This is a genomic window from Bacillus pinisoli, from assembly GCF_023036475.1.
Lineage (GTDB): Bacteria > Bacillota > Bacilli > Bacillales > SA4 > Bacillus_BS > Bacillus_BS pinisoli.
The window spans coordinates 116,889-141,909 of the sequence record NZ_JAJQKI010000010.1 but is presented as its reverse complement, the minus strand read 5'-3'; the positions used below and the strand labels follow the sequence as shown (position 1 = coordinate 141,909).

General features: G+C 36.5%; 28 protein-coding genes. 8 read left to right on the top strand and 20 right to left on the bottom strand.

The features are described from left to right. Positions 1–71: 71 nt before the first annotated feature. The 3 genes from LT143_RS15150 to typA all read right to left on the bottom strand — a co-directional run bounded on the left by LT143_RS15150 (position 72) and on the right by typA (position 2,620). Positions 72–359: a hypothetical protein gene (locus LT143_RS15150; protein ID WP_246944122.1), complete on the bottom strand. Its 288-nt coding sequence runs from the start codon at positions 357–359 to the stop codon at positions 72–74. Next, on the bottom strand, positions 356–658 hold the full coding sequence (locus tag LT143_RS15145) for a YlaH-like family protein (protein ID WP_418909839.1): 303 nt from the start codon (positions 656–658) through the stop codon (positions 356–358). The genes LT143_RS15150 and LT143_RS15145 overlap by 4 nt, the downstream gene beginning before the upstream one ends. A 114-nt stretch (positions 659–772) precedes the next feature. Beyond that, positions 773–2,620, bottom strand: a complete 1,848-nt coding sequence (gene typA, locus LT143_RS15140; protein WP_246944120.1) for a translational GTPase TypA — start codon at positions 2,618–2,620, stop codon at positions 773–775. Positions 2,621–2,775: 155 nt separating this feature from the next. Here typA and LT143_RS15135 point away from each other — a divergent pair, with 155 nt between their 5' ends. Continuing rightward, entirely contained in the window at positions 2,776–2,958 is a 183-nt protein-coding gene (locus tag LT143_RS15135; protein ID WP_246944118.1) for a DUF5325 family protein, read from the top strand. A 35-nt stretch (positions 2,959–2,993) separates the two neighbouring features. Here LT143_RS15135 and LT143_RS15130 read toward each other — a convergent pair whose 3' ends face one another. The 3 genes from LT143_RS15130 to LT143_RS15120 form a co-directional block, all read right to left on the bottom strand. After that, positions 2,994–3,446, bottom strand: a complete 453-nt coding sequence (locus LT143_RS15130) for a GNAT family N-acetyltransferase (RefSeq protein ID WP_246944116.1) — start codon at positions 3,444–3,446, stop codon at positions 2,994–2,996. Beyond that, on the bottom strand, positions 3,446–4,255 hold the full coding sequence (locus tag LT143_RS15125) for an inositol monophosphatase family protein (RefSeq protein ID WP_272495814.1): 810 nt from the start codon (positions 4,253–4,255) through the stop codon (positions 3,446–3,448). The genes LT143_RS15130 and LT143_RS15125 overlap by 1 nt, the downstream gene beginning before the upstream one ends. A gap of 229 nt (positions 4,256–4,484) precedes the next feature. Then, positions 4,485–4,673: a hypothetical protein gene (locus LT143_RS15120; protein ID WP_246944114.1), complete on the bottom strand. Its 189-nt coding sequence runs from the start codon at positions 4,671–4,673 to the stop codon at positions 4,485–4,487. 248 nt (positions 4,674–4,921) lie between these two features. Here LT143_RS15120 and LT143_RS15115 point away from each other — a divergent pair, with 248 nt between their 5' ends. Continuing rightward, on the top strand, positions 4,922–5,548 hold the full coding sequence (locus LT143_RS15115; RefSeq protein WP_246944111.1) for a YktB family protein: 627 nt from the start codon (positions 4,922–4,924) through the stop codon (positions 5,546–5,548). A gap of 80 nt (positions 5,549–5,628) precedes the next feature. On the opposite strand, the gene LT143_RS15110 is transcribed toward LT143_RS15115, so the two are convergent. Beyond that, positions 5,629–5,895: a UPF0223 family protein gene (locus tag LT143_RS15110; protein WP_246944108.1), complete on the bottom strand. Its 267-nt coding sequence runs from the start codon at positions 5,893–5,895 to the stop codon at positions 5,629–5,631. A gap of 12 nt (positions 5,896–5,907) precedes the next feature. Next, a complete protein-coding gene (locus LT143_RS15105; protein WP_246944105.1) occupies positions 5,908–6,864 on the bottom strand; it encodes an NAD(P)H-dependent flavin oxidoreductase in 957 nt (318 codons plus the stop codon). A gap of 197 nt (positions 6,865–7,061) precedes the next feature. Between LT143_RS15105 and LT143_RS15100 the strand changes: the two genes are divergently transcribed. Then, the gene (locus LT143_RS15100; protein ID WP_246944102.1) at positions 7,062–8,531 is read left to right on the top strand and encodes an aminotransferase class I/II-fold pyridoxal phosphate-dependent enzyme; all 1,470 of its coding nucleotides are present in this window, start codon (positions 7,062–7,064) and stop codon (positions 8,529–8,531) included. Between the two features lie 59 nt (positions 8,532–8,590). Here the strand turns inward: LT143_RS15100 and LT143_RS15095 are convergent, their stop codons facing one another. After that, the gene (locus tag LT143_RS15095; protein ID WP_246944099.1) at positions 8,591–8,713 is read right to left on the bottom strand and encodes a GapA-binding peptide SR1P; all 123 of its coding nucleotides are present in this window, start codon (positions 8,711–8,713) and stop codon (positions 8,591–8,593) included. Positions 8,714–8,881: 168 nt separating this feature from the next. Then, the gene (locus LT143_RS15090) at positions 8,882–9,181 is read right to left on the bottom strand and encodes a DUF3055 domain-containing protein (RefSeq protein WP_246944096.1); all 300 of its coding nucleotides are present in this window, start codon (positions 9,179–9,181) and stop codon (positions 8,882–8,884) included. A 263-nt stretch (positions 9,182–9,444) separates the two neighbouring features. On the opposite strand from LT143_RS15090, the gene LT143_RS15085 reads away from it, so the two are divergent. Then, positions 9,445–9,873, top strand: coding sequence for a DUF1885 family protein (locus LT143_RS15085; protein ID WP_246944093.1), 429 nt, complete (start codon positions 9,445–9,447; stop codon positions 9,871–9,873). A gap of 174 nt (positions 9,874–10,047) precedes the next feature. Here the strand turns inward: LT143_RS15085 and LT143_RS15080 are convergent, their stop codons facing one another. The 3 genes from LT143_RS15080 to LT143_RS15070 all read right to left on the bottom strand — a co-directional run bounded on the left by LT143_RS15080 (position 10,048) and on the right by LT143_RS15070 (position 12,578). Then, positions 10,048–11,124 carry a M23 family metallopeptidase gene (locus LT143_RS15080; protein WP_246944090.1) on the bottom strand — a complete coding sequence of 359 codons (1,077 nt, stop codon included), beginning with the start codon at positions 11,122–11,124 and terminating at the stop codon, positions 10,048–10,050. A gap of 304 nt (positions 11,125–11,428) precedes the next feature. Next, a complete protein-coding gene (locus LT143_RS15075) occupies positions 11,429–12,295 on the bottom strand; it encodes a polysaccharide deacetylase family protein (protein WP_246944087.1) in 867 nt (288 codons plus the stop codon). Positions 12,296–12,326: 31 nt separating this feature from the next. Next, complete coding sequence (locus LT143_RS15070) at positions 12,327–12,578, bottom strand: hypothetical protein (protein WP_246944084.1); 252 nt, start codon at positions 12,576–12,578, stop codon at positions 12,327–12,329. Between the two features lie 177 nt (positions 12,579–12,755). On the opposite strand from LT143_RS15070, the gene LT143_RS15065 reads away from it, so the two are divergent. Next, positions 12,756–13,136, top strand: coding sequence for a hypothetical protein (locus LT143_RS15065; RefSeq protein ID WP_246944081.1), 381 nt, complete (start codon positions 12,756–12,758; stop codon positions 13,134–13,136). 31 nt (positions 13,137–13,167) lie between these two features. Here LT143_RS15065 and lpdA read toward each other — a convergent pair whose 3' ends face one another. From lpdA to LT143_RS15040, 5 genes are all read right to left on the bottom strand, one after another. Beyond that, complete coding sequence (gene lpdA / locus LT143_RS15060; protein ID WP_246944078.1) at positions 13,168–14,577, bottom strand: dihydrolipoyl dehydrogenase; 1,410 nt, start codon at positions 14,575–14,577, stop codon at positions 13,168–13,170. Between the two features lie 4 nt (positions 14,578–14,581). Continuing rightward, a complete protein-coding gene (locus LT143_RS15055) occupies positions 14,582–15,913 on the bottom strand; it encodes a dihydrolipoamide acetyltransferase family protein (protein WP_246944074.1) in 1,332 nt (443 codons plus the stop codon). 92 nt (positions 15,914–16,005) lie between these two features. Next, entirely contained in the window at positions 16,006–16,983 is a 978-nt protein-coding gene (locus LT143_RS15050; RefSeq protein WP_246944071.1) for an alpha-ketoacid dehydrogenase subunit beta, read from the bottom strand. A gap of 3 nt (positions 16,984–16,986) precedes the next feature. Continuing rightward, a complete protein-coding gene (pdhA, locus tag LT143_RS15045; RefSeq protein WP_246944068.1) occupies positions 16,987–18,102 on the bottom strand; it encodes a pyruvate dehydrogenase (acetyl-transferring) E1 component subunit alpha in 1,116 nt (371 codons plus the stop codon). An 820-nt stretch (positions 18,103–18,922) separates the two neighbouring features. After that, entirely contained in the window at positions 18,923–19,579 is a 657-nt protein-coding gene (locus LT143_RS15040; RefSeq protein ID WP_246944065.1) for a YkyA family protein, read from the bottom strand. Between the two features lie 244 nt (positions 19,580–19,823). Between LT143_RS15040 and def the strand changes: the two genes are divergently transcribed. From def to rnjA, 3 genes are all read left to right on the top strand, one after another. Next, positions 19,824–20,378, top strand: coding sequence for a peptide deformylase (gene def, locus LT143_RS15035; protein ID WP_246944062.1), 555 nt, complete (start codon positions 19,824–19,826; stop codon positions 20,376–20,378). A 505-nt stretch (positions 20,379–20,883) separates the two neighbouring features. Next, positions 20,884–21,093, top strand: coding sequence for a DNA-dependent RNA polymerase subunit epsilon (locus tag LT143_RS15030; protein ID WP_246944059.1), 210 nt, complete (start codon positions 20,884–20,886; stop codon positions 21,091–21,093). A gap of 3 nt (positions 21,094–21,096) precedes the next feature. Next, entirely contained in the window at positions 21,097–22,764 is a 1,668-nt protein-coding gene (gene rnjA, locus LT143_RS15025) for a ribonuclease J1 (protein ID WP_246944055.1), read from the top strand. A 56-nt stretch (positions 22,765–22,820) separates the two neighbouring features. Here the strand turns inward: rnjA and LT143_RS15020 are convergent, their stop codons facing one another. Both LT143_RS15020 and LT143_RS15015 read right to left on the bottom strand, forming a co-directional pair. Further along, positions 22,821–23,483 (bottom strand): potassium channel family protein, encoded by a 663-nt coding sequence (locus LT143_RS15020; RefSeq protein ID WP_246944054.1) that lies wholly within the window; start codon positions 23,481–23,483, stop codon positions 22,821–22,823. A gap of 283 nt (positions 23,484–23,766) precedes the next feature. Then, entirely contained in the window at positions 23,767–24,996 is a 1,230-nt protein-coding gene (locus tag LT143_RS15015) for a peptidoglycan recognition protein family protein (protein ID WP_246944053.1), read from the bottom strand. Positions 24,997–25,021 lie beyond the last annotated feature (25 nt).

Below are 25,021 nucleotides of genomic sequence, written 5' to 3'. Positions count from 1 at the left end.
CGAAAAGCTGAAGCGCCTCGCTCTGTCCCAACAAGCAAAAAATGACGGCCATAAATTATGGTCCGTCATTTTTATTTTGGATAATTAATAAATTTCTCAGGCTCTGCTTCCATTTGATCAATCATGATATCAATTAATTCAACTGGAAAACGGGCTTGTTTTTCAACGTCATCAATTGAATACGTAACCCTATACATTTGATCATCTTTTTCAACTTGGATGTCCTTTAGATGATGATCTTCTGTTAGCATTTCATAAAAGAAAGCTGCAGTTTCCTGTGCCGCAATATCATCTTTTCTTACATCTGCAACAACTTTAATCGTTAGCCAATTATAGAGAGTATCTTGAAGTGAGTTCATGCATTACTACCTTCTTTTTTTGATTGATATAGTCGCACCTTGTATATAATTAACACTAACGAAGCTACAACTAACCCTTCTACTACTGGCAAACGTAAAGCTAATAAAGTTAAGATTGAACAACCTATTGCTAAAAAGATATAGATGACAACAGATTTTAATAAAGGTAGCTTTTTCGCAAATCCTAGCTTGTAAACTAAGATAGACAATAATAATATCGAAATGTACAATAGCCTCATCCCAAGTTCAGGATTTTGGTCCACTCTAAATAACTCAGCAAAGTATGATAACTGCCCCACCTTAAACACCCCTTTAAATCCATAAACACATGTCAATAATCTATTTTGGTACTCCCACTTTTAAAAAAGGGGTCAACTAAACGTTAACCCCTACTATTGTAACATATGAGATTATTATTGACCCATTTCAGCATATTTCTTCTTTTTCGCTGCTCTCTCACGTTCATTCTTATCAAGTAGCTTCTTACGAAGACGAATGGACTGAGGAGTTACTTCACAATATTCGTCGTCATTTAGGTATTCTAATGACTCTTCTAGTGTCATAATCTTAGGCTTCTTCATCGTTGTCGTTTGATCTTTATTAGCAGAACGCATATTCGTCATTTGCTTTGCCTTAATAACGTTTACTGTTAGATCATTGTCACGGTTATTTTCACCAACAATCATCCCTTCGTATACGTCAGTACCTGGCTCAATAAAGATAGTACCACGATCTTCTAACGCTAAAATACTGTATTGTGTTGCTTTACCAGTTTCAAGAGACACTAGTACACCATTACGACGTCCACCGACTTGACCTGCAAATACTGGTTGATAACTGTCAAATGTATGGTTAAGAATTCCGTAACCTCTTGTTAAAGTCATAAATTCTGTACGGTAACCAATTAATCCACGCGCAGGTACATTGAACACCATACGAGTTTGTCCGCCACCATTGCTTGACATGTCGACTAACTCACCTTTACGCATTCCAAGTGATTCCATAATAGAACCAGTGTATTCATCTGGAACATCAATTTGAACTCGTTCAATCGGTTCGCATTTTACTCCGTCTACTTCTTTAATAATAACCTCTGGCTTAGATACTTGAAGCTCATATCCTTCACGTCTCATATTCTCAATTAGGATAGACAAATGTAACTCTCCGCGACCTGATACAACCCAAACATCCGGAGAATCCGTGTTCTCAACACGTAAACTTACATCTGTCTCTAATTGAGCCATTAAACGCTCTTCAATTTTACGAGCAGTTACCCACTTACCTTCACGTCCTGCAAATGGACTATTGTTAACAAGGAATGTCATTTGAAGGGTTGGTTCATCAATACGAAGGATTGGCAGTGCCTCTTGATGTTCATTAGGACAAACTGTTTCTCCTACGTTGATATCTTCCATTCCAGATACAGCTACTAAATCTCCAGCCTTAGCTTCTTGAATTTCGATTCTCTTAAGTCCAATGAATCCAAACATTTTAGTTACACGGAATTTTCTAACTGACCCATCAAGTTTCATTAAGGAAACTTCTTGACCCACTTTCATTGTTCCGCGGAAAATACGACCGATCCCGATACGACCAACGTAATCGTTATAGTCTAACAACGTTACTTGGAATTGTAATGGCTCATCACTATTATCTATTGGTGCCGGAATATTCTCTAAGATTGAATCAAATAAACAAGTCATATTCTCTTCTTGGTTAGCAGGATCCGGATCTAAACTTGCTGTCCCACTGATTGCAGAAGCATAAACAACAGGGAATTCTAGCTGTTCTTCATCTGCACCTAGTTCAATAAATAAATCAATAACCTCATCAACAACTTCTAATGGTCTAGCAGAAGGCTTATCAATTTTGTTCACGACTACAATTGGAGTTAATTTTTGTTCTAATGCCTTTTTTAATACGAAGCGTGTTTGTGGCATCGTTCCTTCGTAAGCATCTACTACAAGAAGAACTCCATCTACCATCTTCATAATACGTTCTACTTCTCCACCAAAGTCTGCGTGACCTGGTGTGTCCATAATATTAATTCTTTTTCCTTTATATTCAATCGCTGTATTTTTCGCTAAAATAGTAATACCGCGTTCCTTTTCTAGTGCATTTGAATCCATTGCACGCTCTTCGACATGCTCATTTGAACGGAATGTTCCAGATTGATGCAATAGTTTATCAACCAATGTAGTTTTACCATGGTCAACGTGTGCAATAATAGCAATATTACGAATATCGTCACGTAAGTTCACGTACTCATCTCCTACTTAATTTAAATATTAAATTTTTTTAAACTCTTAATTTTTTTACACAACTTTATTATTATACCATACCGTACCGAAAGTGGTGAAGTTTATCCTACTCAAATACGTAAAACTTTTGTAAACTGTAGTTGGAGGGCTGATATATGAAAAAAATAAACATTGTATTTTTAGTATTCGCATTATTAACAGCATTTTTCATGATATTAATTGGAATTGCCATAGCAGAAAGAAGTATTCTAGGAAGTCTTGGGGCTATCGTTGGCGTCATTGCCACTACTGGAGTTGCTTTCTCTTATAAAGCGAAACTTAGGAAATCTTCTGAGTAAACGAAAAAGAGTGCTAATCATAGCACTCTTTTTCATTAGCTAGGTAATACAAATACCAAATACATTTTGTCATTTTCTTTTTCTAGTTTAAATTGTTCAAATCCACAAGAAGCCAAAAATTGAATCCACTGATTTCGCTCAACAGGAACTGCTGCATAAACGGCTTTATGACCTCTTTCACTAAGTTCGCCTCTAAGTTGTTCTACAACTTTCTTCCCTATCCCTAAACGCCGCTCGCTAGGGCTAACTAATACTGTACCTATCCACGGCCGATTATTGGAAGGTGCATGTTCCACATGATAGGTGATGGCTACCCTCGCCTTATTTTTATACCAGACTAGCCAGTCTCCATCTTGATACTTATCCATATAGAGTCTTACATTAGAAGGATTACCTTCTTCATCTCGCCAGTCAGAACTACTCTTAATTAAGGTTTGAAAGAAAAAAACATCATCACTATCTTTAAAGGCTTGTTTGGATAATTCCACTATTCGTCATCTCGGTTAATATAGTTTTGAATTACCTGTTTGTGAAGACTGGCATTACAGGCAAATATAGAGTTTTGTCCAACCAAATTTATTGGTTCACCTTGTAGAGTTGTCATTTTTCCGCCTACTTCTTCTATTATTATTAGACCAGCTGCAAAATCCCATGGAGATAGTCGCATAGTAATATAAGCATTAAGACGACCTGTTGCAACATAGGCGAGCTCAATTGCAGCGGAACCATATGATCGTGTCCCACGAACCTTTTTCACCAGTGGTGCAAGAACAGAAGGGTCAATTCTCCGGTTTTCTGTTACCCAAGTTGCATTTAGTCCAATTATAGCCTCCTCAATTTTGACAGGTTCTAGCTTAGGAAGTTTCTCATCATTAAAATAGGCACCTTGTCCTTTTATTGCATGATAAAGTTCATCGCTTACGACGTCATAAATAAATCCTATCTTACCTATACCATCTTCATAGATACCAATGGAAATAGCAAAATTACGTTGCTGATGAACAAAATTCATTGTTCCATCTATTGGATCTATAATCCAAACTACCCCTTCTAAAGAAGTAACATTGTCTCCAAATCCCTCTTCTCCAAGAATTCGATGTTCTGGGAATGTATTGTTAATTTTACTTATAAAATATTGTTCTGTTTCCCTGTCCATATTTGTGACAAGATCGTCTGGTGAAGATTTGGATTGAATCATCAGTTCTGTTGAAAAAGAATTTCGTATAGTAGAACCTGCTTCTTTAATCCACTCTTTTGCATATGTATAGACTTTAGACCAGTCAGTTATTGCTCCCATAAAATAATCCCCTTTACAAGTTCAGTCTTTCACTTTATCTATTGGCTATTCTATTTCATCATTTACGATAGTAAAAAAGCATTAGTGCCTTCTCATATAACTTTATCGAAACTCTTAAGTTAAATGCAAGTCAAGTTACTTTATATTAAAACTTTCATAAACTTAGGCGGATCCTATGTAAAAGCACTCACAGAAAAAACGAACCCTTTTGTAAGGTTCGCAAATACCGTTATCCTTCTAAGCGACTCAACTCTTGTCGAAGTTTCTCTAATTTACGTTTACATTCTGCTTTTTGTTTCGTATCCTTTTTTTGCATTGCTTCATAAAGGGTTGCTAATTCATAATCAATCTCTAACCGTAATACAGAAATTCTTTTTTCTGCTTCCGCTTTTTTCATGTTGTTCAAAACTTGCTTCACGGAACTGCACCCCTTTCTTTATAGATATTTTTACACCCGGCCAATTTCGTTATTTTTAATAATTAAATTTTCTGATAGTTATTTTTATATATATTATGTGGAGATCTTGTGCTATGCAACAAAAATGTGTATTAACCCATGTCTCTCTTAACTTTTTGGTAAGAATTAGATAAGGCTATTCTTTTTTCACTTCCTTGCTTAATATGCTATGATGTAAAAAGCAATTTTGATTTTGCAGGAGGCTTAAGATGACATTTAACGGATTTAAACAGGAAGATTTTCAAACGTTTTTTATTGAAGGTTTAGACGAAAGAATGGAAGCAATTAAGGAGAATATACAGCCAAAGTTCAGAAAAATAGGCTCTATTTTAACTGATGATTTAGCAGTTCTGACTGGTAATGAGATGTACTTACATATTGCTAAACATGCAAGAAGAACCGTCAACCCTCCTAAAGATACATGGCTTGCTATATGTCATGATAAAAGAGGATATAAAAAACACCCACATTTTCAGGTTGGGTTATTTGATGACCATGTGTTTATCTGGCTAGCTTATATATATGAGTTACCTAATAAAGAAGAAATGGCTGAAAAACTGCTAAAGCATACAGATAAAATCTTCAAAGATATACCGAGGGAGTATGTTCTCTCTCAAGACCATATGAAAAAAGATTCGTTAAAGATGGACGAGCTTTCAAGATCTGATTTTGAAAAAGTACTCCAGCGCTTTAAAAATGTCAAAAAAGCAGAGTTTTTAGTTGGTAGACACTTTAGTGCAAACGATCCTTTGTTGAAAGATGGAGAAGCTTTTATTCATACTGTTAAAGAAACCTATCAAACGTTAATGCCAATTTATAGACTATCACTACAATAATAGGCGTATTCAGTTACCATAATGACTTGCTACTCTCCTTATAAAGTACAAAAAGAATGCTGATGAAACCAGCATTCTTTTTACATTTTAATTTTAATTTTTTGTTCTTCTTTCGCCCTTTGAATAGTTCTATAGCAAGAGTAGCCACTCTGCGCTTCAAAATCAGCACAAAGCCTTTTTTCCTCAGCTTTTCCCGGGACGATTTCTTTAAATTTACGATAGGCCTTTAAAAGTGCTTCTCGCTCAATTCCTTTTTCATATGCTGTTTCAATGCAGTTAAAAAACTCCACAACAGCTACAATTTCATCTGTTTTCCAATCTAAAGATATTGGATATTGATAACTCATTTGAACCCTCCATCAAATCCAGGATTTCCGTATTTGCTCTGCTTCATCTGTTATACGATTAAACAGTTCTTGCACACTAGGAATATCCTTGATTCTTCCCATAACTTGGCCAGCCCATGCAAACCCTTCTTGTTCTAAGCCATCATGGATATAACGTAAGTTTGCTTTACCACTTATGTAATCCTTTAAGGCTTCATAGTCTCCATACTGCTCCTCAAGCTTAAGAATCTTTTCTGTCCACTGATTAGTAATGGCTCTTGCAGGTGCTCCGAGACTACGTTTAATGATAACCGTATCATTTTCTGTACCTGATATCAAACGATTTTTATATAAATCACTAGCGTGAATACATTCCTTTGTTGCAATAAACCTTGTTCCCATCTCAATTCCTTCAGCTCCCAGGCTTAAAGCAGCCATGAAGCCACGACCATCCCCAATACCACCGGATGCAATTACAGGTATACTCACTGAATCTACAACTTGCGGGACTAGAACCATTGTTCCTATATCATGCTTACCTAAATGTCCTCCCCCTTCTTGCCCAACAACCATAACAGCATCTGCGCCGAGTTCTTCTGCTTTTTCTGCTTGTCTTCTTGCAGCGACTAGGACGAGTTTTTTGACATTTACTCCTTTAAGTTGCTCAAAAATAGGAGCGGGATTTCCACCTGTCATGGTAATGACAGGGACTTCTTCTTCAATGGCCACATCAAGCATATGTTCAAATGCACGACCATGCTGACCAATTGCATAATTCACACCAAATGGTTGGTTAGTTTTTTGACGTACTTTCCGGATTTCCTCCCGTAACATTTCCGGAGTCTCTAATGACATAGCGGTAATCTGACCTAACCCTCCAGCATTTGATACTGCAGCAGCGAGATCAGAATACGCCAAGTAAGCAAGGCCCCCTTGAATAATTGGATATCGAATATTTAACAGTTTAGTGACTCTACTTTCCCAGTTCATAAGATTCCCCCCTGATTTTTAACTTCTACATTGGTAAGTTTTTTCCTCTATGTTTATTCAAATCTTAATAGGAAAAGGTAAACATATAAGTAATTTTTCAATTCGGTCTTATTTTTCTTTTCATCAGTTATGATTAGTGCTATAATCACTTTTGTTTTATTTAATGTTGAAATAGTAAGAATAAAGAGGTGTATGTATTGAACCAAACAGAAACTCCGTTATTTACGGGTTTATTAGAACACGCAAAAAAAAATCCAATCCAATTTCATATTCCTGGACATAAAAAAGGTACCGGTATTGACCCGGAATTCCGTGATTTCATCGGAATGAACGCCTTATCAATAGACTTAATTAATATTGGACCTTTAGATGACTTGCATCATCCAAAAGGAATGATAAAAAAAGCACAAGAACTAGCTGCTCACGCCTTTGGCGCTGATCACACGTTTTTCTCTGTGCAGGGAACAAGTGGTGCAATTATGACAATGGTTATGTCAGTATGTGGCCCTGGCGACAAAATTATCGTTCCAAGAAACGTACACAAGTCTGTTATGTCTGCGATTATTTTCTCTGGAGCAACGCCAGTCTTTATTCATCCTGTTATTGATAAAGAATTAGGTATTTCACACGGCATTACACCAGATTCAGTTGAAAAAGCTCTAGAGCAAAACCCTGATGCAAAAGGTGTACTGGTCATTAATCCTACCTATTTTGGTGTATCAGCAGACCTTAAAAAAATTGTAGAAATCGCACACTCTTATGAAGTAGCCGTTTTGGTAGATGAAGCTCATGGTGTTCATATCCATTTCCATGAGGACCTACCTTTATCCGCTATGCAAGCAGGAGCAGACATGGCGGCTACGAGTGTTCACAAACTTGGCGGTTCTATGACGCAGAGTTCTATTCTAAATATTAAAGAAGGCTTGGTTTCCCCAAAGCGCGTTCAATCTATCATTAGTATGCTAACAACAACATCCACTTCATATTTACTTCTCGCTTCTTTAGACGCAGCACGCCGAAGACTCGCTACAGAAGGAAGAGAGTTAGCAGCAAAAGCAATTGCACTTGCTGAAAAAACAAGAAGTGCAATTAATGAAATTGATCAGCTTTATTGTGTAGGCAAGGAAATTCTAGGTACAAAGGCAACCTTTGATTATGATCCAACGAAACTTACCATATCTGTTAAAGACTTAGGCATTACCGGGTACGATGCAGAAAAATGGCTACGAGAGCAATGGAATATCGAAGTTGAGATGTCTGATTTATATAATATTTTATGTATTATCACACCAGGAGATACGGAGACTGAGACTTCTATACTTATTGATGCATTACAAAAATTAGCAGAGGCATTTAAGCATCAATCACGTAAAGAAACTGTAAATGTATTCGTTCCTGATATTCCGGTACTTGCGTTAACTCCACGAGATGCCTTTTACTCAGAGACGGAAGTTATTCCATTTGACGAAACAGCAGGTAGAATTATTGCTGAGTTTATAATGGTCTATCCTCCAGGAATCCCAATCTTCATTCCAGGAGAAATTATAACGGAAGAAAACTTAAGCTACATCAAAAAGAACCAGGAAGTTGGTTTACCCGTACAAGGACCGGAAGATTTTGACTTAAAACACCTGAGAGTTATTAAAGAACACCGTGCAATTAAATAGCAATAGTGAAAGAAGAAGCATGCAGATTAATCTGCATGCTTTATTATTTTTAGAGTTATTTATTTTTCTTTTTGCTCTGGAGCACACGTGCACGTATGGCATTTTGCATATAAAGTTGTTACTTTCTCTTCTTCAAAATGCTCAATTGTCTTTTCACAAGTCTGACAGATAATTACACCCATGTTTTCTCATCCCCTTAGCGATATTTGAAAGCGGTAACAAAACATTCTATAAGTATATATTAATATGTCACACTAATACTGTCAATCATTAATTTGTATAACACATTTAATATATATACCACACAATTAATGGCGAAAGGTTGAGAAAAAGAAACATGATGTTATCTTTTATTCGTATTGAGGATCAAAATTAGCTGATGGAATCGTCTCCCTGAAAAACTCGGCCAAATCCTCTGCTTCTTTATAGGTTCGTATTCTAAATGTTTGTTGAAGAGATTCAATATTTTGTATGTCCTGGGGGTCAAGGAGTGCGGATCTTCCAGTCTGCATGCAGATAACGAGAGGCTTACCAAAAAACATATTTGTATAAACGAGGCCAAAATCATAACGAACATCAGCCGTCGTAAACCCTACGAAACGAACTTTAACATCTTCATTTTCATCATATAGCCTTTCAAAATAGTTCATTCTATCCCTCCTTTATTTAAATATTCAGAACATTATTCTAAAACAAATTCGTACTCACAGCAACTTTCTCACATTTTTTCGCGTTAACTGTCAGCTCAAACAACTTAATATTATTGTCAATCCTGAAAAATGAATGCTAGAATAAAGAATGAAAGTATCTGGTTTATGAAGCCAAATTAAAAGTAACAAAGGATACGAAAAGAGCTTATATTAAAAGCTATATTCCAACATGAAGAAAAAAATGTCTATAGGAGTGAAAGAGTTTGAGTTTAAGTGCATACATAAAACTAGTACCAGCATCAACTAAACAAGATATTACTATTGATGAGGTTAAAGAATTATTTACATACTATAAGGAAATTACCTCCAAGACAGGTACACAACTTGGGTGGGAATATGGAAGCGCTGCATTTCCATACGATTTAAAAGAAAAAGAAGAAGGTAAAGGAACATGGTTTTACCTTAAATCACAGGAACGTGGTTATAACGCATTAGTAGTCGGCGTTGGGTCAGAAGAAATTGAAGATGAAAATCAACATACTCAGTCTTTTATTCAAGTCGTGCTCCCCGAGGGTTCTACATATGGAGATAAAGGAAAAGGAAATGAGTTTTGCAAGTTTTTAGCTAAAAAACTAGAGGCTGAGCTTCACTTATTCAACGGCAGAACGATGTATTATTACAAAAGGAAATAAAACAACTTAACCCTGGGAAGTATACCCCAGGGTTTTTCATTATTTATGGCTCTTTTCTAACAATGATCACTTCGGTCTTATAGCATTAGAAAGGATGTTTATTATAAAATTAGGTTGAAATGCATCTATGATTTAGAAAAGAGCCTTTCTTAACGATAAATTATACGTTGATGCTTAAGAGCTTCTTCTCTTTTCAAACACGGTTGTTAAGACCTTGATCACTTCATCCTTATCTAGACCCTTCCAAAATAATTCATTATGAATGAGTAGATCCAAATGGAGATGGAATTCGGTATTATTATTTAATACTTCTCCACTTGTACCACTATTACCTACAAAACCAATTACTGTGTTCTTTGTTACCATATCTCCTACCGCCAAATCCTTAGCAACACGGTCTAAATGAGCAAATCGGGCGAGTATACCATTAGAGTAATAAATCCAAACCTGCTTCCCTCTTAATTTATCTAATATATATTCGGGTGTAGCAACGGACTCTGCTGCTATTGAAAGGTCTTTATTTCTTTCCTCTACAGAAGAGTATCCTGGATAATCATGATCTACTCTAATCACTTTTCCTTCTCCCATACCATAAACCGGTGTATTCTGATTGATTTCAACATTCGTGCCGTATTGGTAAAAGTCTAATCCTTCATGAGTTCCATTGCGATAATTTCGAGGAGCACCAGGTAAATGGGAAGAAACCATACTTACCTTCGCTCCATTGATTGGGCTCTTCAGAACAGATAAAAGATTGATGATCTCATCTGCATCTAGTGTCTTGGATGGGGCCGCGTTTGCCGTTGCTAGAATCTCATTACTGCTCTTTGGTAACAATATTTCAATTGTCGTCTTATTTTCTCGAACTTCCCATTTTAAATCCTCAGTCAGAAAATCAAGTGAAATATGAGGTATATCATCTACAACGACTAAATTATCCCGATTAGTAGGCACATATTCATGATCCTTTTCGTAAACAGGTACACCATAAACAAGTCTAAAATACGTTTCATTTACGTTAAAATTTAGTACTCTATTTAAAACATCATATTGATAAGGAATGTCTAGCTTATTAAATAGTTCATCAATTGATAGCAAAGACTGCTTGTCTTGTATAGTGACAGGTAAGGATAGTAGAGGATCTGATTTTTCTACCAGTTCTTTTGCCACTAATTCTTTCTCTTTAACCTCATTCTTTGCACATCCAGTTATGATGATTAAAGCAGTAAATAGAATGATCCATTTCTTCATAGCTTGTCCTTTCCTACTTCAAGAGAGTTCTCTGTTCAATATGACATTTATTTCGAAGTACAAAGAAAGTATGTGTACGATTGAGTTTTTTTAAAAGGCTCTTTTCTAAAACTTTGTTGCTTTTCCAGCTATTACTTCTAAATATCCACCCTATTTTGTACGAAAAAACGAAGTGATAATTGTTAGAAAAGAGCAACTTTCTATATTTAAAGGACTGGACGTTGTACTACCTAGAAAAAATCCCGCTTCCTGAGATTTTTACGAAAGCAACTATCTTTACGAAAACAGCCTTAAAAAAATACTTTCATTGTGCTTCTGCTAAAGGTAATTCGATAAGTTTTGGGTCTACGAATTCATATCCTTTTTGTCTTATTCCCTCAATGATTTTAGGTAGTGCCTGATATGTCCACTCTCGATCATGCATTAACAAGTTGGCGCCATTCGTTAATAAGTTTGTATTAACCATGACATCTGCAATTGACGCTTCATTCATGTATTCTTTCATAAAGTCATATCCGTACGTCCAATTCATTAACACCATATTTTGTTGTTTAACGAATTGTTTTACATAATCCGTATTTGCCCCAAAAGGAGCTCTAAAGAACACAGGAGGTTCTCCTGTAATTCTCTCAATAGCTTGATTAAGGCTACTAATTTCTTTTTGTTGTTCTTCTTCAGTCAGTTTTTTTAAATTTTTATGATTCCAGGTGTGATTTCCAATCTGAAACCCGAGTTCGTGAATTTGCTTTAATACGTTTTCTTCTTCAGGAGAATCGATAAAATGGCCATTTACAAAAAATATCGCAGGTGCATTGTACTCTTTTAACACTTTTGCCATCTCTAGACCATATTGATCAGGAGCATCATCAATTGTTAAGAGGACAACGTTCTTATTTGCATCTGCAATTGGTTCTATACTCCAATTTTCTTGATTAATTCTGTATGTGGGTTCAAATGGCTTATCTACAACCTCTTGTTGTTCCTCTTCTGCATTTGAGTCGCTACTGTTTTCTAAAGTATGAGCATCATCTTTTAAAACTATACCTTCTTCGGTAGTAGAATTAATTTTGTCTTGTTCTTTTTCTTCAGCCTTACTCGTATCTTCTAATGATGAACATGAGGCTATCATAAGAGATAAAAGCAGTAATGATATGACGGATAAACTTTTCATATGCTCTCCCCATTCTCATTGCCCTAATGTACTAAGAAATAAAAGTAAATACCCAGTGACAAATCTGTTGAAAAAGAAAAAAAATTGTCACGGATCCCATAGTCATTTTTAATGCTTTTTTTGTTGTATAACCATATGCACCAGCTATAAAAAAGGCTAAATATAAAAATACAATGAATAATAATGTTTTTGCATAGAGTCGATCTTGTTGTGATAGCATTTCAACGACCAAAAAACTACTGTAAATGATGTTTTGCAAACTAATCACAACTAATCCTTTCATTATCAATTCTCCTAACTTTTTCACGTTTAGTAATGACCCTTATTAAAAGTTTATGCAAAAATCTCATGAGTATTTTTCATTTTTGTAACATTTAAATGACAAGCCAAAATTTCTATAGCTAACGTGTTACAATAGGCCTAAATTGACTTTGGTATAAAAGGGTGAGCGATTAGGACAATGTATAAGCGAATACTACTACTTTCTTGTTCTTTATTTTTCTTGTCGTCTTGTCAGTTTAAAAATAGTTCAAATGAAGCAACTCTTAAAACTTTATTAGAAGCAGACGCTTTGTACATATCAAATGAACAAGACCTAAACCTTGAAAACGAATATTATAACGCCCTTATTGAAGTAAAAAGATTATATCCGGAAGATATTCAAGAGGTTATTGTGTTAACAAATGAGGATATTAAAAATATAGAAGATGAGCTAAAAGTAAAAAAATACCCTACACTATTATTACTCAATCGGAAGGAAATCATTGTTAAAATAGAAGGTAAAAATGAAAAGGCAGCCATCATTAATAAAATTTCAACTCATTTTAATGATAAACAATAAAAAAAAATCGCCCTTTAAGGACGATTTTTTTTTATTTTACGATATGAATTGGGCTACCAATTGCTACCTCAGCAGCTTCCATTGCAATCTCACCAAGCGTTGGGTGAGCGTGAATTGTCATTGCGATATCTTCAGCTGTCATCCCTGCCTCAATCGCAAGCCCTAGCTCAGCAATCATGTCAGATGCATTCGTTCCTACGATTTGTGCACCAATAACAAGTCCATCCTCTTTACGAGTCACAAGCTTTAGGAATCCGTCTGCACTATCTAATGCAAGTGCTCGACCATTTGCTCCGAATGGGAATTTTGCAGTATTTACCTCAATACCATCATCTTTAGCTTCTTGTTCTTGGTATCCGACCGTCGCCATCTCTGGATCTGTAAATACAACAGCAGGTATAGCTAGGTAGTCAACCTTCGCAGGATGCCCACTAATTGCTTCTGCAGCGATCTTCCCTTCATAAGAAGCTTTGTGTGCTAGTGGAGGACCATCAACGATATCACCAATTGCATAAATATTGTTTACAGAAGTTCGACATTGATCATCGACTTTGATAACACCACGATCTGTCTTATCAATTCCAAGCTGTTCAATACCTAGTTCATCTGTGTTTGGCTTACGTCCTACAGTCACTAGACAATAGTCTGCTTCAACCGTTTTAGCTTCTCCATTTACTTCAAACGTTACTTTAACGCCATTCTCAGTCTCTTCCACACCTTTAGCCATAGCTTTTGTATGGACTTCTACACCTTTTTTCTTTAAGCGGCGCTTTACAATGGACGTCATTTGTTTCTCAAACCCATTAAGTAACTCATCGGCACCCTCAACAATAATAACCTCGGTACCGAAATTTGCATATGCCGTTCCAAGCTCAGTTCCGATATATCCTCCACCTATGACAACCAATTTCTTCGGAATCTCTTTTAAATTAAGAGCTCCAGTAGAATCGATCACACGCTTTGAATACTTAAAAGTCGGAATCTCTATTGGTCTTGAGCCAGTTGCAATAATGCAATTGTTAAATTTGTATGTTTGTGCAGAGTTTTCATCCATTACTCGAACCGTATTTTGATCAACAAAATATGCTTCACCAGAAAGGATTTGAACCTTATTCCCTTTTAATAGACCTTCCACTCCACCAGTAAGCTTTTTCACAATTCCAGCTTTCCATTCTTGAACTTTGGAGAAATCGACTGTTACATTCTCCGCTTTAATCCCCATATCCTCTGAATGAAGTGCTGTTTCATAACGGTGAGCAGCTGCAATTAGCGCTTTAGAAGGGATACACCCAACATTTAAACAGACACCACCTAATGTACCTTTGTCTACAATTGTTACCTTTTGGCCTAATTGGGCAGCACGAATTGCTGCTACGTAACCACCTGGTCCCGCTCCAATGACAAGAGTATCAAGTTCAATCGGAAAATCTCCAACTACCATTTGATTACGCCTCCATTAAAATTAATTGTGGATCATTTAATAATTTCTTAATATGATTTAAAGCATTTTGCGCTGTAGCACCGTCAATCATGCGGTGATCAAAACTTAGTGACAATGCTAGAACAGGAGCAACAACAATCTCACCGTTTTGAACGACAGGTTTTTCACCAATTCTACCTATGCCTAGGATCGCAACTTCAGGGTGATTAATAACCGGAGTAAACCATTGCCCACCGGCAGATCCGATATTTGTAATCGTACAAGAAGCGCCTTTCATTTCAGCTGGGGCTAGCTTACCTTCACGAGCCTTTGTCGCTAAGTCATTGATTTCATTTGAAATCTCATAAATAGATTTACGCTCTGTATTCTTAACAACAGGTACTAATAAACCTTTCTCAGTATCAGCTGCAATTCCGATATTGAAATAATGTTTATGGACAATTTCTTCTGTCGCATCATCAAGAGATGTATTTAATACTGGATACTTCTTAAGGGCAGAAGTAAGCGCCTTAACTACATATGGTAAGTAAGTTAATTTTACACCTTGGTCAGCAGCATGTTGTTTGAATTTTTTGCGATGTGCAACAAGTGCTGTCACATCTACTTCATCCATTAATGTAACATGTGGTGCTGTATGTTTAGAGTTTACCATTGCTTTGGCAATTGCCTTACGAATTCCGCTCATTTTTTCACGAGTCTCTGGGAACTCTCCAGCTGGAATTGGTGCAGCCGCAGCTTTCGTCTCAGTTGTAGCTTGTTCAGTCGGTTGTGCTACTTCTGACTCACTAGCAACTTCCACCTTCGCACCTCCACTTAGGAATGCATCGATATCAGTTTTTACAACGCGGCCATTTTTCCCGGACCCTGCAACTTGGCGAATATCAACATTCTTCTCACGAGCATATTTTCGGACAGAAGGCATTGCAATCACACGACGGTTTGGATCAACCTCAGTAGCTGGAGCCTTTTCAGCTGTTGCAGCTGGAGCAGCAGGTGCTTCTTTCGCCTCTTGTGGTGCTGGTGCCTCAGCTTTTGGCTCTTCTGCCTTTGGCTTATCGTCATGATCATCACCTTTAAATTTAAGGTTTTCATAACCAGGAGCATCAAAAGTAACAATTGTTTGACCAACTGTTGCAATGTCACCTTCATTTACATTTAGTTCTACAACCTTTCCTTTAACAGGAGAAGGTATTTCAACTACCGCTTTATCATTTTGAACTTCAGCAAGGACATCGTCCTCATTTATTTCATCGCCAGGTTTAACAAACCATTTTACGATTTCACCTTCATGGATACCTTCACCGATATCAGGTAATTTAAATTGAAATGATGACACGGAATAAACCTCCTTTTTCGAATGAGAGAACTTGAAATAGTAAAGAGAAATCAAGCAAAAGTTGACTTCTCAATTACTTATTTTAAATTCCCTTAGAAATTTAGTACTTTCTTAGCAGTTTCAATTACATCTTTATAGTTAGGTAACCATACACTTTCAGCAGCAGAGAAAGCGAATACTGTGTCAGGAGCAGCCACACGTAGTACAGGGGCTTCAAGACTTAGGATTGCACGGTCATTAATTTCAGCAACAACGTTTGCAGCTATACCAGCTTGCTTTTGTGCTTCTTGTACTACGATTGCTCTTCCAGTCTTTTCAACTGATGCAATAATAGTGTCAATATCAAGAGGTTGAACAGTTCTTAGGTCGATGACTTCTACTGAATGACCTTCTTTTTCTAATTCTTCAGCAGCCTTTAATGATTCGTGAACCATTGCACCGTAAGTAATAATTGATAAGTCAGTTCCTTCACGTTTTACATCTGCTTTACCAATTTCAATTGTGTATTCACCCTCAGGCACTTCACCACGGAAAGAGCGATATAGCTTCATATGCTCCAAGAAGATAACAGGGTCATTATCCCTAATTGCAGAGATTAATAATCCTTTTGCATCATACGGCGTTGATGGAATAACTACTTTCAAACCAGGTTGTTGAACCATAAGTCCTTCTAAGCTATCCGCATGTAGTTCTGGTGTATGTACACCGCCTCCAAAAGGAGAACGAATTGTGACAGGTGAAGTATAACGGCCACCAGAACGATAGCGCATACGAGCCATTTGACCCGAAATAGAGTCCATAACTTCATATACGAAACCAAAGAATTGGATTTCTGGCACTGGGCGATAGCCCTGTAACGCTAGTCCAATAGCAAGACCTCCGATTCCAGACTCAGCAAGTGGTGTATCAAATACACGCTCCTCACCAAATTCTGCTTGAAGCCCTTCTGTCGCACGGAATACGCCTCCGTTAACTCCAACGTCCTCACCGAATACTAATACGTTAGGATCGTTCTTTAACTCCGTACGTAACGCATCCGTGATTGCTTGAATCATTGTCATTTGCGCCATGGCTTATCTCGACTCCTTCTCTTTATATATTTCCATTTGTTCTTGTAAATTGTTTGGAAGTTCTTCGTACATATTTGCAATTAGATCCGTTACTTTTTGCTTCGGATACTCGTCAGCTTTCTTGATTGCTTCCTTGATATCTTCTTTTGCTTGTTCAATTACTTTATTTTCCTCGTCTTCATTCCAAATACCCTTATCTTCTAGGAACTTACGGAATCGAACTAAAGGATCTTTCTTTTCCCACTCATTGTCTAATTCTTCAGTACGATATCGAGTTGGATCATCCCCAGCCATTGTATGTGGACCATAACGGTAAGTTAGTGTCTCAATTAGAGTAGGACCTTCACCATTAACGGCACGCTCACGAGCATCTTTCACAGCTGCATAAACAGCTAATGGATCCATCCCATCTACTTGAATTCCTGGAATACCAGCTGCCACTGCTTTTTGTGCAATTGTTTGAGCTGCAGATTGCTTTTCAACAGGAGTAGAGATGGCAAAACGGTTGTTTTGAACAATAAAGATAGCTGGAGCTTTATAAGCACCTGCAAAGTTAATTCCTTCATAGAAATCACCTTGAGAAGCTCCACCATCACCTGTGTATGTAATTGCTACTGATTTAGCACCACGTTTTTTCATACCAAGTGCAACACCAGCACATTGAATGTATTGTGCACCGATAATAATTTGTGGAGAAATGACATTTACACCTTCAGGCATTTGGTTCCCGTGAAAATGTCCTCTTGAGAATAAGAATGCTTGGTATAGAGGTAAGCCATGCCAAATAATTTGAGGTACATCACGATATCCTGGTAGGATAAAGTCTTCTTTCTCTAAAGCAAATTGAGATGCAATTTGTGAAGCTTCTTGTCCTGCAGTAGGAGCGTAGAAACCTAAACGACCTTGACGGTTTAAAGAAATAGAACGTTGGTCAAGGATTCTTGTGTATACCATTCTTGACATTAAGTCTTTTAGTTCTGCATCTGATAAATTAGGCATTGCGTCTTCGTTTACTACCTTACCCTCTTCATTAAGGATTTGAAACGTTTGGAACTGGTCTGCAATTGCATCAAACTGCTTTTGTTGATCAAAAGTAGCTTTTTTAGTTTTAGCAGCCATAAAAGTCACCCTTCCTGATTTATATTCCATTTAGTATTAATGGTTAAAAAACAATCGTTTACACACAGCATTATGATACCCAAAATGTTATGGGGAAAGTCATGAAATCTTTTTAATAGAAACTTTCTCATATTAATTAGGCTTCATAGTCTATTTGACAAATAGTAAACAATCATTTCTTAGATCTGTACTAGTCAAAAAAACTTATAGACTAATACAATTTTAAAATCTAATTTCAGTTTACAACAAAGATCTTTTTCCCGTCAATGGATGAGTTATCAAGACTACCCTGCTGATTTAACTCTCTATGTAAAAGTCAACAAAAACATCTGTACTAACACAACATAGCAATCTGTATCAGTTATATTAGAACACAGTTTGACAATTAGGAACATTTATTATTTTGCTATAAGTTTCTGATTCAATTAAAAATACTCATTTTTGTAGTTCTCGATTTTATATCTTTTTTCTTGACTCTTTTCTAAAACTTTGTTGCTTCCTAACCTTTCTACTCTGAAGTTAAGCTCACTTTTAAAGATAAAAAGCCGTATTATCGTTTAGAATATAGCTTTTTCTTTGGCTCTGCTAAACTTGGTGGTTGATCTTCCCCCTCGGACGTTCTCTTTCCGCGGGGGAAAGATGGAGGATATTTTCACTATCGTGAAATATCCCACTCCTCGGTTCTTCATGCCTGTGGGCTCTTCCTTACCTCGCCGGATTTCTCGCAGGAGTCTCGCATCCATCGGCTACACTCAATACTGCAATATATTACTTTTACAAACAAAATAAAAGAAGAGAACTTATAAAAAGTTCTCTCCCCTCACTTCTCATATGAAACTTCTAGACCTGCAGTTTCGTAAAAATTCTTCTTCTGTTCGTTATACTGTGTTGTAGCGGAATTAAACGACTCATTTAATTGTATAACCTGTTCATAACTTGTGTTGATTTCATTTATTTTACCTTCAAGGGCTTCTAAAGTTAAATCCTCTTGTTGAAACATTGCATATAATTCTTGATCTAAAGAGATAGAGGTTAAATAGGACGAATAAAGGCTTTCGTAGGTTTGAAAACGTTCATTCATGATATCGATAAGTGTTTCTGCTTCCTGCTTCAATTCATCTGTTTTCATCTCTGCTACAATTTGAGTTATTTTATCAAACTCTGCTTTTGACTGTTTTATACTTTCATATTCTTGTTCCAGTCTCGCTTTCCTTTCATCCACAATTTTTGTCGCTTCTGCAGATAACTCTTTAATTTTTTCAATTTCTTTTAGTCCAAGCTCAATAATTTGATTGTATAATTCTTTTTCTTGCTGTTCTAAATCAGTTATTGGTTTCTGCTGTTGTTCAAACTCAGTTTCTAATTTTACAGCTTGTTCTAAGTGAACATAGATTTGTTCTGCAGGTGTTGGACCAGATGTGCAAGCTGTAATCAGAAAAAGTGTAGTTAGACAAATCATCTTTATTATGTATCGCATTTAAATTCCCCCTTTTATGTCCATATTTTACTATAAATTCTTATATATAGTCTGACAACTTAAACTTCCTTACATCCTTATGCGCTTGTCCAATCAAATAGTCCTGGCAGGTTAGTTCTTGAGTGAAAGTAATTTGTAGTTCTCTTTCAAGTATAATAGAGCTCGTTTCTTTAATAGAGTTATTATATATGGTATGCTTTTATCAAAAATATACTATTCTTTTTAATGCTAGGGGTTGGTTTATATGATTACTATGAAGGATGTTATTAGGGAAGGTCACCCAACTTTGCGTAAAGTAGCGGAGGAAGTCTCATTACCGGCGTCTGAAGCCGATAAAAAAATTTTACAAGATATGCTTGAGTTTATTATTAATAGTCAAAATCCAGAACTTGCAGCTCTTTATCAACTACGACCTGGGATTGGCATAGCTGCCCCACAAATTAATGTCCCAAAACGGATGATTGCCATACATGTTACTGATGAAAAGAATACTCTTCACAGCTATGCTCTATTTAACCCCAAAATTGTTAGTCATTCAGTTGAAAGAAGCTATCTAGACACTGGTGAAGGCTGTTTATCTGTTGACCGTCTCGTAGAAGGCTATGTTCCCAGATACTCTCGTATAACTGTGAAAGGGTACGATATTGAAGGTAAAGAAGTAAAACTTCGATTAAAAGGTCTTCTTTCTATTGTATTTCAGCATGAAATTGACCACCTGAATGGAGTTATGTTTTATGATCACATTAACAAGCATGATCCATTTAAAGAACCTGAAAATGCTGTGGTTATTGAAAGATAGAAGTAAAATAAAACATCTAAAGAACCCTACTAAGGGTTTTTTGTTTTGTCTAAAAAAGCTAATCCACTTTTCCTTTGAATTCCATTTATACCCACGAGAGAAATGCACTTGTCCTACATATACTAGTACTACGAAAATCGTGGAAAATTATGCATCCTGGATGCTGGAAGGAGTGGATGATATGTTAAAAAAATTAAAACAAAAATTAGTTGAACAATGGAACGATATGCTCAGAAAAAAATCAATTGCATAAGACATAACCTTCTAAATATTAGTCAAAATAGAAAAAACATGAAATATATTCCGTTTTCCGATATAATAGAATGAGTCACAATAGTTCGGCTATTTGCATCAGGAACTAATCCATCATATAATAACATTTATGTGTATTTACAAAACTTGCTTAAAATTGTTCATTCTGGAAACTACATTCCATATATCCCCAAGATAGGAAAGTACTCCATTTAGAACATTATATATAAAAGTAGCTCAAGGAGAGATAGAAATGGTATTTAAAGTATATTTTCAAGAAAGTAAGTATGAAGTTCCTGTTCGTGAACGTACAAGAACTATTTATGTAGAAGCAGAAACTGAAAGAGAAGTTCGTGAAAGCTTGTCCGACCGCAACTATAACATCGAATTTGTTCAAAAAGTTTCTGGCGCTTTTTTAGAGTATGAACAACAATCTGAAAATTTTAAGATGGAGACGGTATAAATTATGAAGTTTGTTAAAAACGATCAAACTGCTGTTTTTGCTCTAGGCGGACTGGGCGAAATCGGTAAAAATACGTACGGAGTGCAATTCCAGGATGAAATTATATTAATTGACGCTGGGATTAAGTTTCCTGAAGACGAGTTACTCGGAATAGATTATGTTATTCCAGATTACAGTTATCTAGTTAAAAACGTTGATAAAATTAAAGGTTTATTTATTACACACGGACATGAGGATCATATTGGGGGGATCCCATACCTATTAAGAGAGATTAATATTCCTGTTTACGGTGGTAAGCTTGCACTAGGCTTAATTAAGAACAAGCTAGAAGAGCATGGATTATTAAGACAGACGACTCTCCATGAAATTAAAGAAGACGATATTATTAAATTCAGAAAAACATCTGTTACCTTCTTTAGAACGACTCATAGTATTCCTGATGCTTATGGGATTGTAGTAAAGACCCCACCTGGACAAATTGTTCACACAGGAGATTTCAAGTTTGACTTCACTCCTGTTGGAGAACCAGCTAACCTAACAAAAATGGCTGAAATAGGAAAAGAAGGAGTACTTTGCTTACTTTCTGATAGTACTAATAGTGAGGTTCCTCATTTTACAATGTCTGAGAGGAAAGTCGGAGAAAGTATTCACGATATTTTCCGTAAAGTATCTGGTAGAATTATTTTCGCTACCTTCGCTTCTAATATCCACCGCTTACAACAAGTGGTAGAAGCAGCAGTTATTAATGGAAGAAAAGTGGCTGTTTTCGGAAGAAGTATGGAAGCTGCGATTAATATTGGACAAGAACTCGGATATATCAGATGTCCGAAAGATACATTTATAGATGCTGGCCAAATAAACCGAATGGCGGCTGAAAAAGTTGTAATTTTATGTACAGGAAGTCAAGGTGAGCCGATGGCTGCCCTTTCTCGAATTGCTAACGGTACCCATCGCCAAATTCAAATTATTCCTGGAGATACTGTTGTGTTTTCTTCATCACCTATCCCAGGGAATACTATTAGTGTTAGCCGAACTATTAATATGCTTTTCAAAGCAGGAGCAGAAGTTATTCACGGCTCACTAAATGATATTCACACTTCAGGTCATGGTGGACAAGAAGAACAAAAACTAATGTTACGCCTAATGAAACCGAAGTTCTTTATGCCTATTCATGGTGAATATAGAATGCAAAAAATGCATGTTAAACTTGCCGTAGATTGTGGTGTTCATGAAGAGAACTGCTTTATCATGGATAATGGTGAAGTTCTTGCTCTTGGTTCTGATGAAGGTAGTGTAGCAGGTAAGATCCCTTCAGGTAATGTATATATAGATGGAAGCGGAATTGGTGATATTGGGAATATCGTACTCCGAGATCGTCGAATTCTATCTGAAGAAGGTTTAGTTATTGTTGTGGTTAGCATCAACATGAAAGAATTTAAAATTGCAGCTGGACCTGATTTAATCTCGCGTGGATTTGTGTACATGAGAGAATCTGGTGACCTTATCAACGATGCTCAAACTCTTATTACCAAGCACTTAAACAAAGTAATGGAAAGAAAGACGACACAATGGTCTGAAATTAAGAATGAAATTACAGACACGCTTTCCCCATTCTTATATGAAAAAACAAAACGTAAACCAATGATCCTTCCAATTATTATGGAAGTATAAAAAAACGAAGGCATGCTGCCTTCGTTTTTTTTAGTAAGGAATAAAAACCAATGAATTTAATCTTCAATTAAATTCTTCTCGAAACGATTGATATCTGTATCTGCTCCAATAACGATAAGAATATCACCTTGTAAGATCGTCTCAGATGCTTGAGGAGAAACAAGAATATCCTTTCCTCGTTTAATGGCTACTATGTTTATTCCGTATTTAGCTCGGATATCGAGGTCGATTAATGAATATCCATCTACATGTTTACTTGCGATAATTTCAACAATACTGTGTTCATCTGAAAGCTCTAAATAATCCAATACATTGTTAGAGACAATGTTATGGGCAATCCTTTCACCCATATCCCGCTCAGGATGAACAATTTGATCTGCACCAATCTTCGTTAATACTTTCTCATGATAATCATTTTGTGCTTTTACTGTTATATGCTTAACGCCCAATTCTTTAAGAATAAGTGTTGTTAATATACTTGCTTGGATATTGTCTCCTATGGCAATAATGACATGGTCAAAATTACGAATTCCTAGACTTTTTAAGACTACCTCATCAGTCGTGTCCCCCACTACAGCATGTGAGGCTATGGAAGAATAGTGATTAACTTTATCTTCATCAATATCTATTGCTAACACATCCATACCAAGTTGGCTTAACGAACGACATATACTTCCACCAAATCTTCCAAGGCCAATGACGGCAAACTCTTTTTTCACAACAATTCCTCCATACATCCTAATAACTATTCTTATTTTTCTCTAAATTGCATGTAAACTCCATAATCATCTTTACTCTATGGTAATAGATGTATTACCACCATTAAAACAATCATAACCGATAATAAGTATTTTATAAACTCTATACTTAAGATAGCTCTTTTCACAAGTATTATAATCCCCATACATGTTAGGCACAACCACTTTATCAACATCATCGACAAAAAAGAAGACTTACATCTGTATGTAAGTCTCAACTACGCCCCCTCTAATAGCGGCTGTGTTAATCCATTAGACGGTTCCAAGTATTAGGACCGACAATTCCATCTACCTCAAGTCTTTCTCTTCGTTGAAAATTTCTTACTGCTTGATCAGTCATAGGACCAAAGATACCGTCAGCAGAAATATTTAATGCCTGCTGAACTCTTTTTACGTCTCTTCCCTGTAAATATGGAGAGGCTAAGAATAATAAACGGGAGTAAGGGACTCCGCCTGTTTTAACTCGATCTAAAGCCTGCCATGTCTTAGGTCCAACAATTCCATCTGCCACTAAACCCCGTTGACTCTGGAATCTTCTTACCGCTTCTGCTGTGGATGGGCCAAAGATTCCATCTGCAACGGCTCCTATTTTCTCCTGAACATCTCTTACATCTTCACCCCGTATATAAGGTGTAAGAAGCCTTAGAGTCCTTCTAGACTCTGATTCATACAATTCGCTATCATCTGACTCTTCATCGGTAGGTGATGCTAGCTCAATAATTGGCACCTCTGCATCATATTTTTTTAGTGCCTCTCTTGTTTCAGGTCCCACTATACCATCAACCCTTAAATTATTGGCTTTTTGAAACCTTTTCACCGCATCTTCTGTTACCTTGCCAAATATACCGTCTATTATACCTGGTTTAAATCCTAGCTTTTCAAGACGTTCTTGTAATGCCTTAATATCATCGCCTTGATCTCCATAACTCAAATATGTGCGTGTTCTTGGTCCTGAAGAATAAGAAGTGGACCGATAGATTGGCTGCTTGCTGCCTTTCGTTATGCCCATTAGTTCACTTCTGAAATTACCCATATTTATGGATGGACATGGCTTCCATTCATATCCAGGAAATTCTTGATGGCCCCAAACATCTTCAACATTTATCGTTAGCACATCTAATAATGATAGGACTAAATTTTGAGTAGCTTTTTTTTGAGCAACTGATAGCTGCTGTGTTCTAAAATCCCCTACCATACAAATTCCGACTGCTCGATAATTGCTGTTACCAACATGGTAACTAACCACTTCTAAATCATGACAATGACTAATGGTACCATCCTTATCAACAACATAGTGATAAGCAATTCCTGGCCATCCTAACGTATTGACATGGTATCTAGCAAAACTTTCTGCACTACCTGACGTAGTTGCGCTATGATGAATGGCAATATTCTTAATGGCAGAAAGCGAACGCCTTTTATAGCGTTTAGATGGATGGGTTGGTAATGAATTTCGTTTATCTATAATTTCCATTTTTATCACCCCTCATATATATATG

Coding starts and splice junctions, on each gene's coding strand:
- LT143_RS15150 (WP_246944122.1), bottom strand. CDS start 359: ATGAACTCACTTCAAGATACTCTCTATAATTGGCTAACGATTAAAGTT.
- LT143_RS15135 (WP_246944118.1), top strand. CDS start 2,776: ATGAAAAAAATAAACATTGTATTTTTAGTATTCGCATTATTAACAGCA.
- LT143_RS15125 (WP_272495814.1), bottom strand. CDS start 4,255: ATGGGAGCAATAACTGACTGGTCTAAAGTCTATACATATGCAAAAGAG.
- LT143_RS15115 (WP_246944111.1), top strand. CDS start 4,922: ATGACATTTAACGGATTTAAACAGGAAGATTTTCAAACGTTTTTTATT.
- LT143_RS15110 (WP_246944108.1), bottom strand. CDS start 5,895: ATGAGTTATCAATATCCAATATCTTTAGATTGGAAAACAGATGAAATT.
- LT143_RS15105 (WP_246944105.1), bottom strand. CDS start 6,864: ATGAACTGGGAAAGTAGAGTCACTAAACTGTTAAATATTCGATATCCA.
- LT143_RS15095 (WP_246944099.1), bottom strand. CDS start 8,713: ATGGGTGTAATTATCTGTCAGACTTGTGAAAAGACAATTGAGCATTTT.
- LT143_RS15090 (WP_246944096.1), bottom strand. CDS start 9,181: ATGAACTATTTTGAAAGGCTATATGATGAAAATGAAGATGTTAAAGTT.
- LT143_RS15080 (WP_246944090.1), bottom strand. CDS start 11,124: ATGAAGAAATGGATCATTCTATTTACTGCTTTAATCATCATAACTGGA.
- LT143_RS15075 (WP_246944087.1), bottom strand. CDS start 12,295: ATGAAAAGTTTATCCGTCATATCATTACTGCTTTTATCTCTTATGATA.
- LT143_RS15070 (WP_246944084.1), bottom strand. CDS start 12,578: ATGAAAGGATTAGTTGTGATTAGTTTGCAAAACATCATTTACAGTAGT.
- LT143_RS15065 (WP_246944081.1), top strand. CDS start 12,756: ATGTATAAGCGAATACTACTACTTTCTTGTTCTTTATTTTTCTTGTCG.
- lpdA (WP_246944078.1), bottom strand. CDS start 14,577: ATGGTAGTTGGAGATTTTCCGATTGAACTTGATACTCTTGTCATTGGA.
- LT143_RS15050 (WP_246944071.1), bottom strand. CDS start 16,983: ATGGCGCAAATGACAATGATTCAAGCAATCACGGATGCGTTACGTACG.
- pdhA (WP_246944068.1), bottom strand. CDS start 18,102: ATGGCTGCTAAAACTAAAAAAGCTACTTTTGATCAACAAAAGCAGTTT.
- LT143_RS15040 (WP_246944065.1), bottom strand. CDS start 19,579: ATGCGATACATAATAAAGATGATTTGTCTAACTACACTTTTTCTGATT.
- def (WP_246944062.1), top strand. CDS start 19,824: ATGATTACTATGAAGGATGTTATTAGGGAAGGTCACCCAACTTTGCGT.
- LT143_RS15030 (WP_246944059.1), top strand. CDS start 20,884: ATGGTATTTAAAGTATATTTTCAAGAAAGTAAGTATGAAGTTCCTGTT.
- rnjA (WP_246944055.1), top strand. CDS start 21,097: ATGAAGTTTGTTAAAAACGATCAAACTGCTGTTTTTGCTCTAGGCGGA.
- LT143_RS15015 (WP_246944053.1), bottom strand. CDS start 24,996: ATGGAAATTATAGATAAACGAAATTCATTACCAACCCATCCATCTAAA.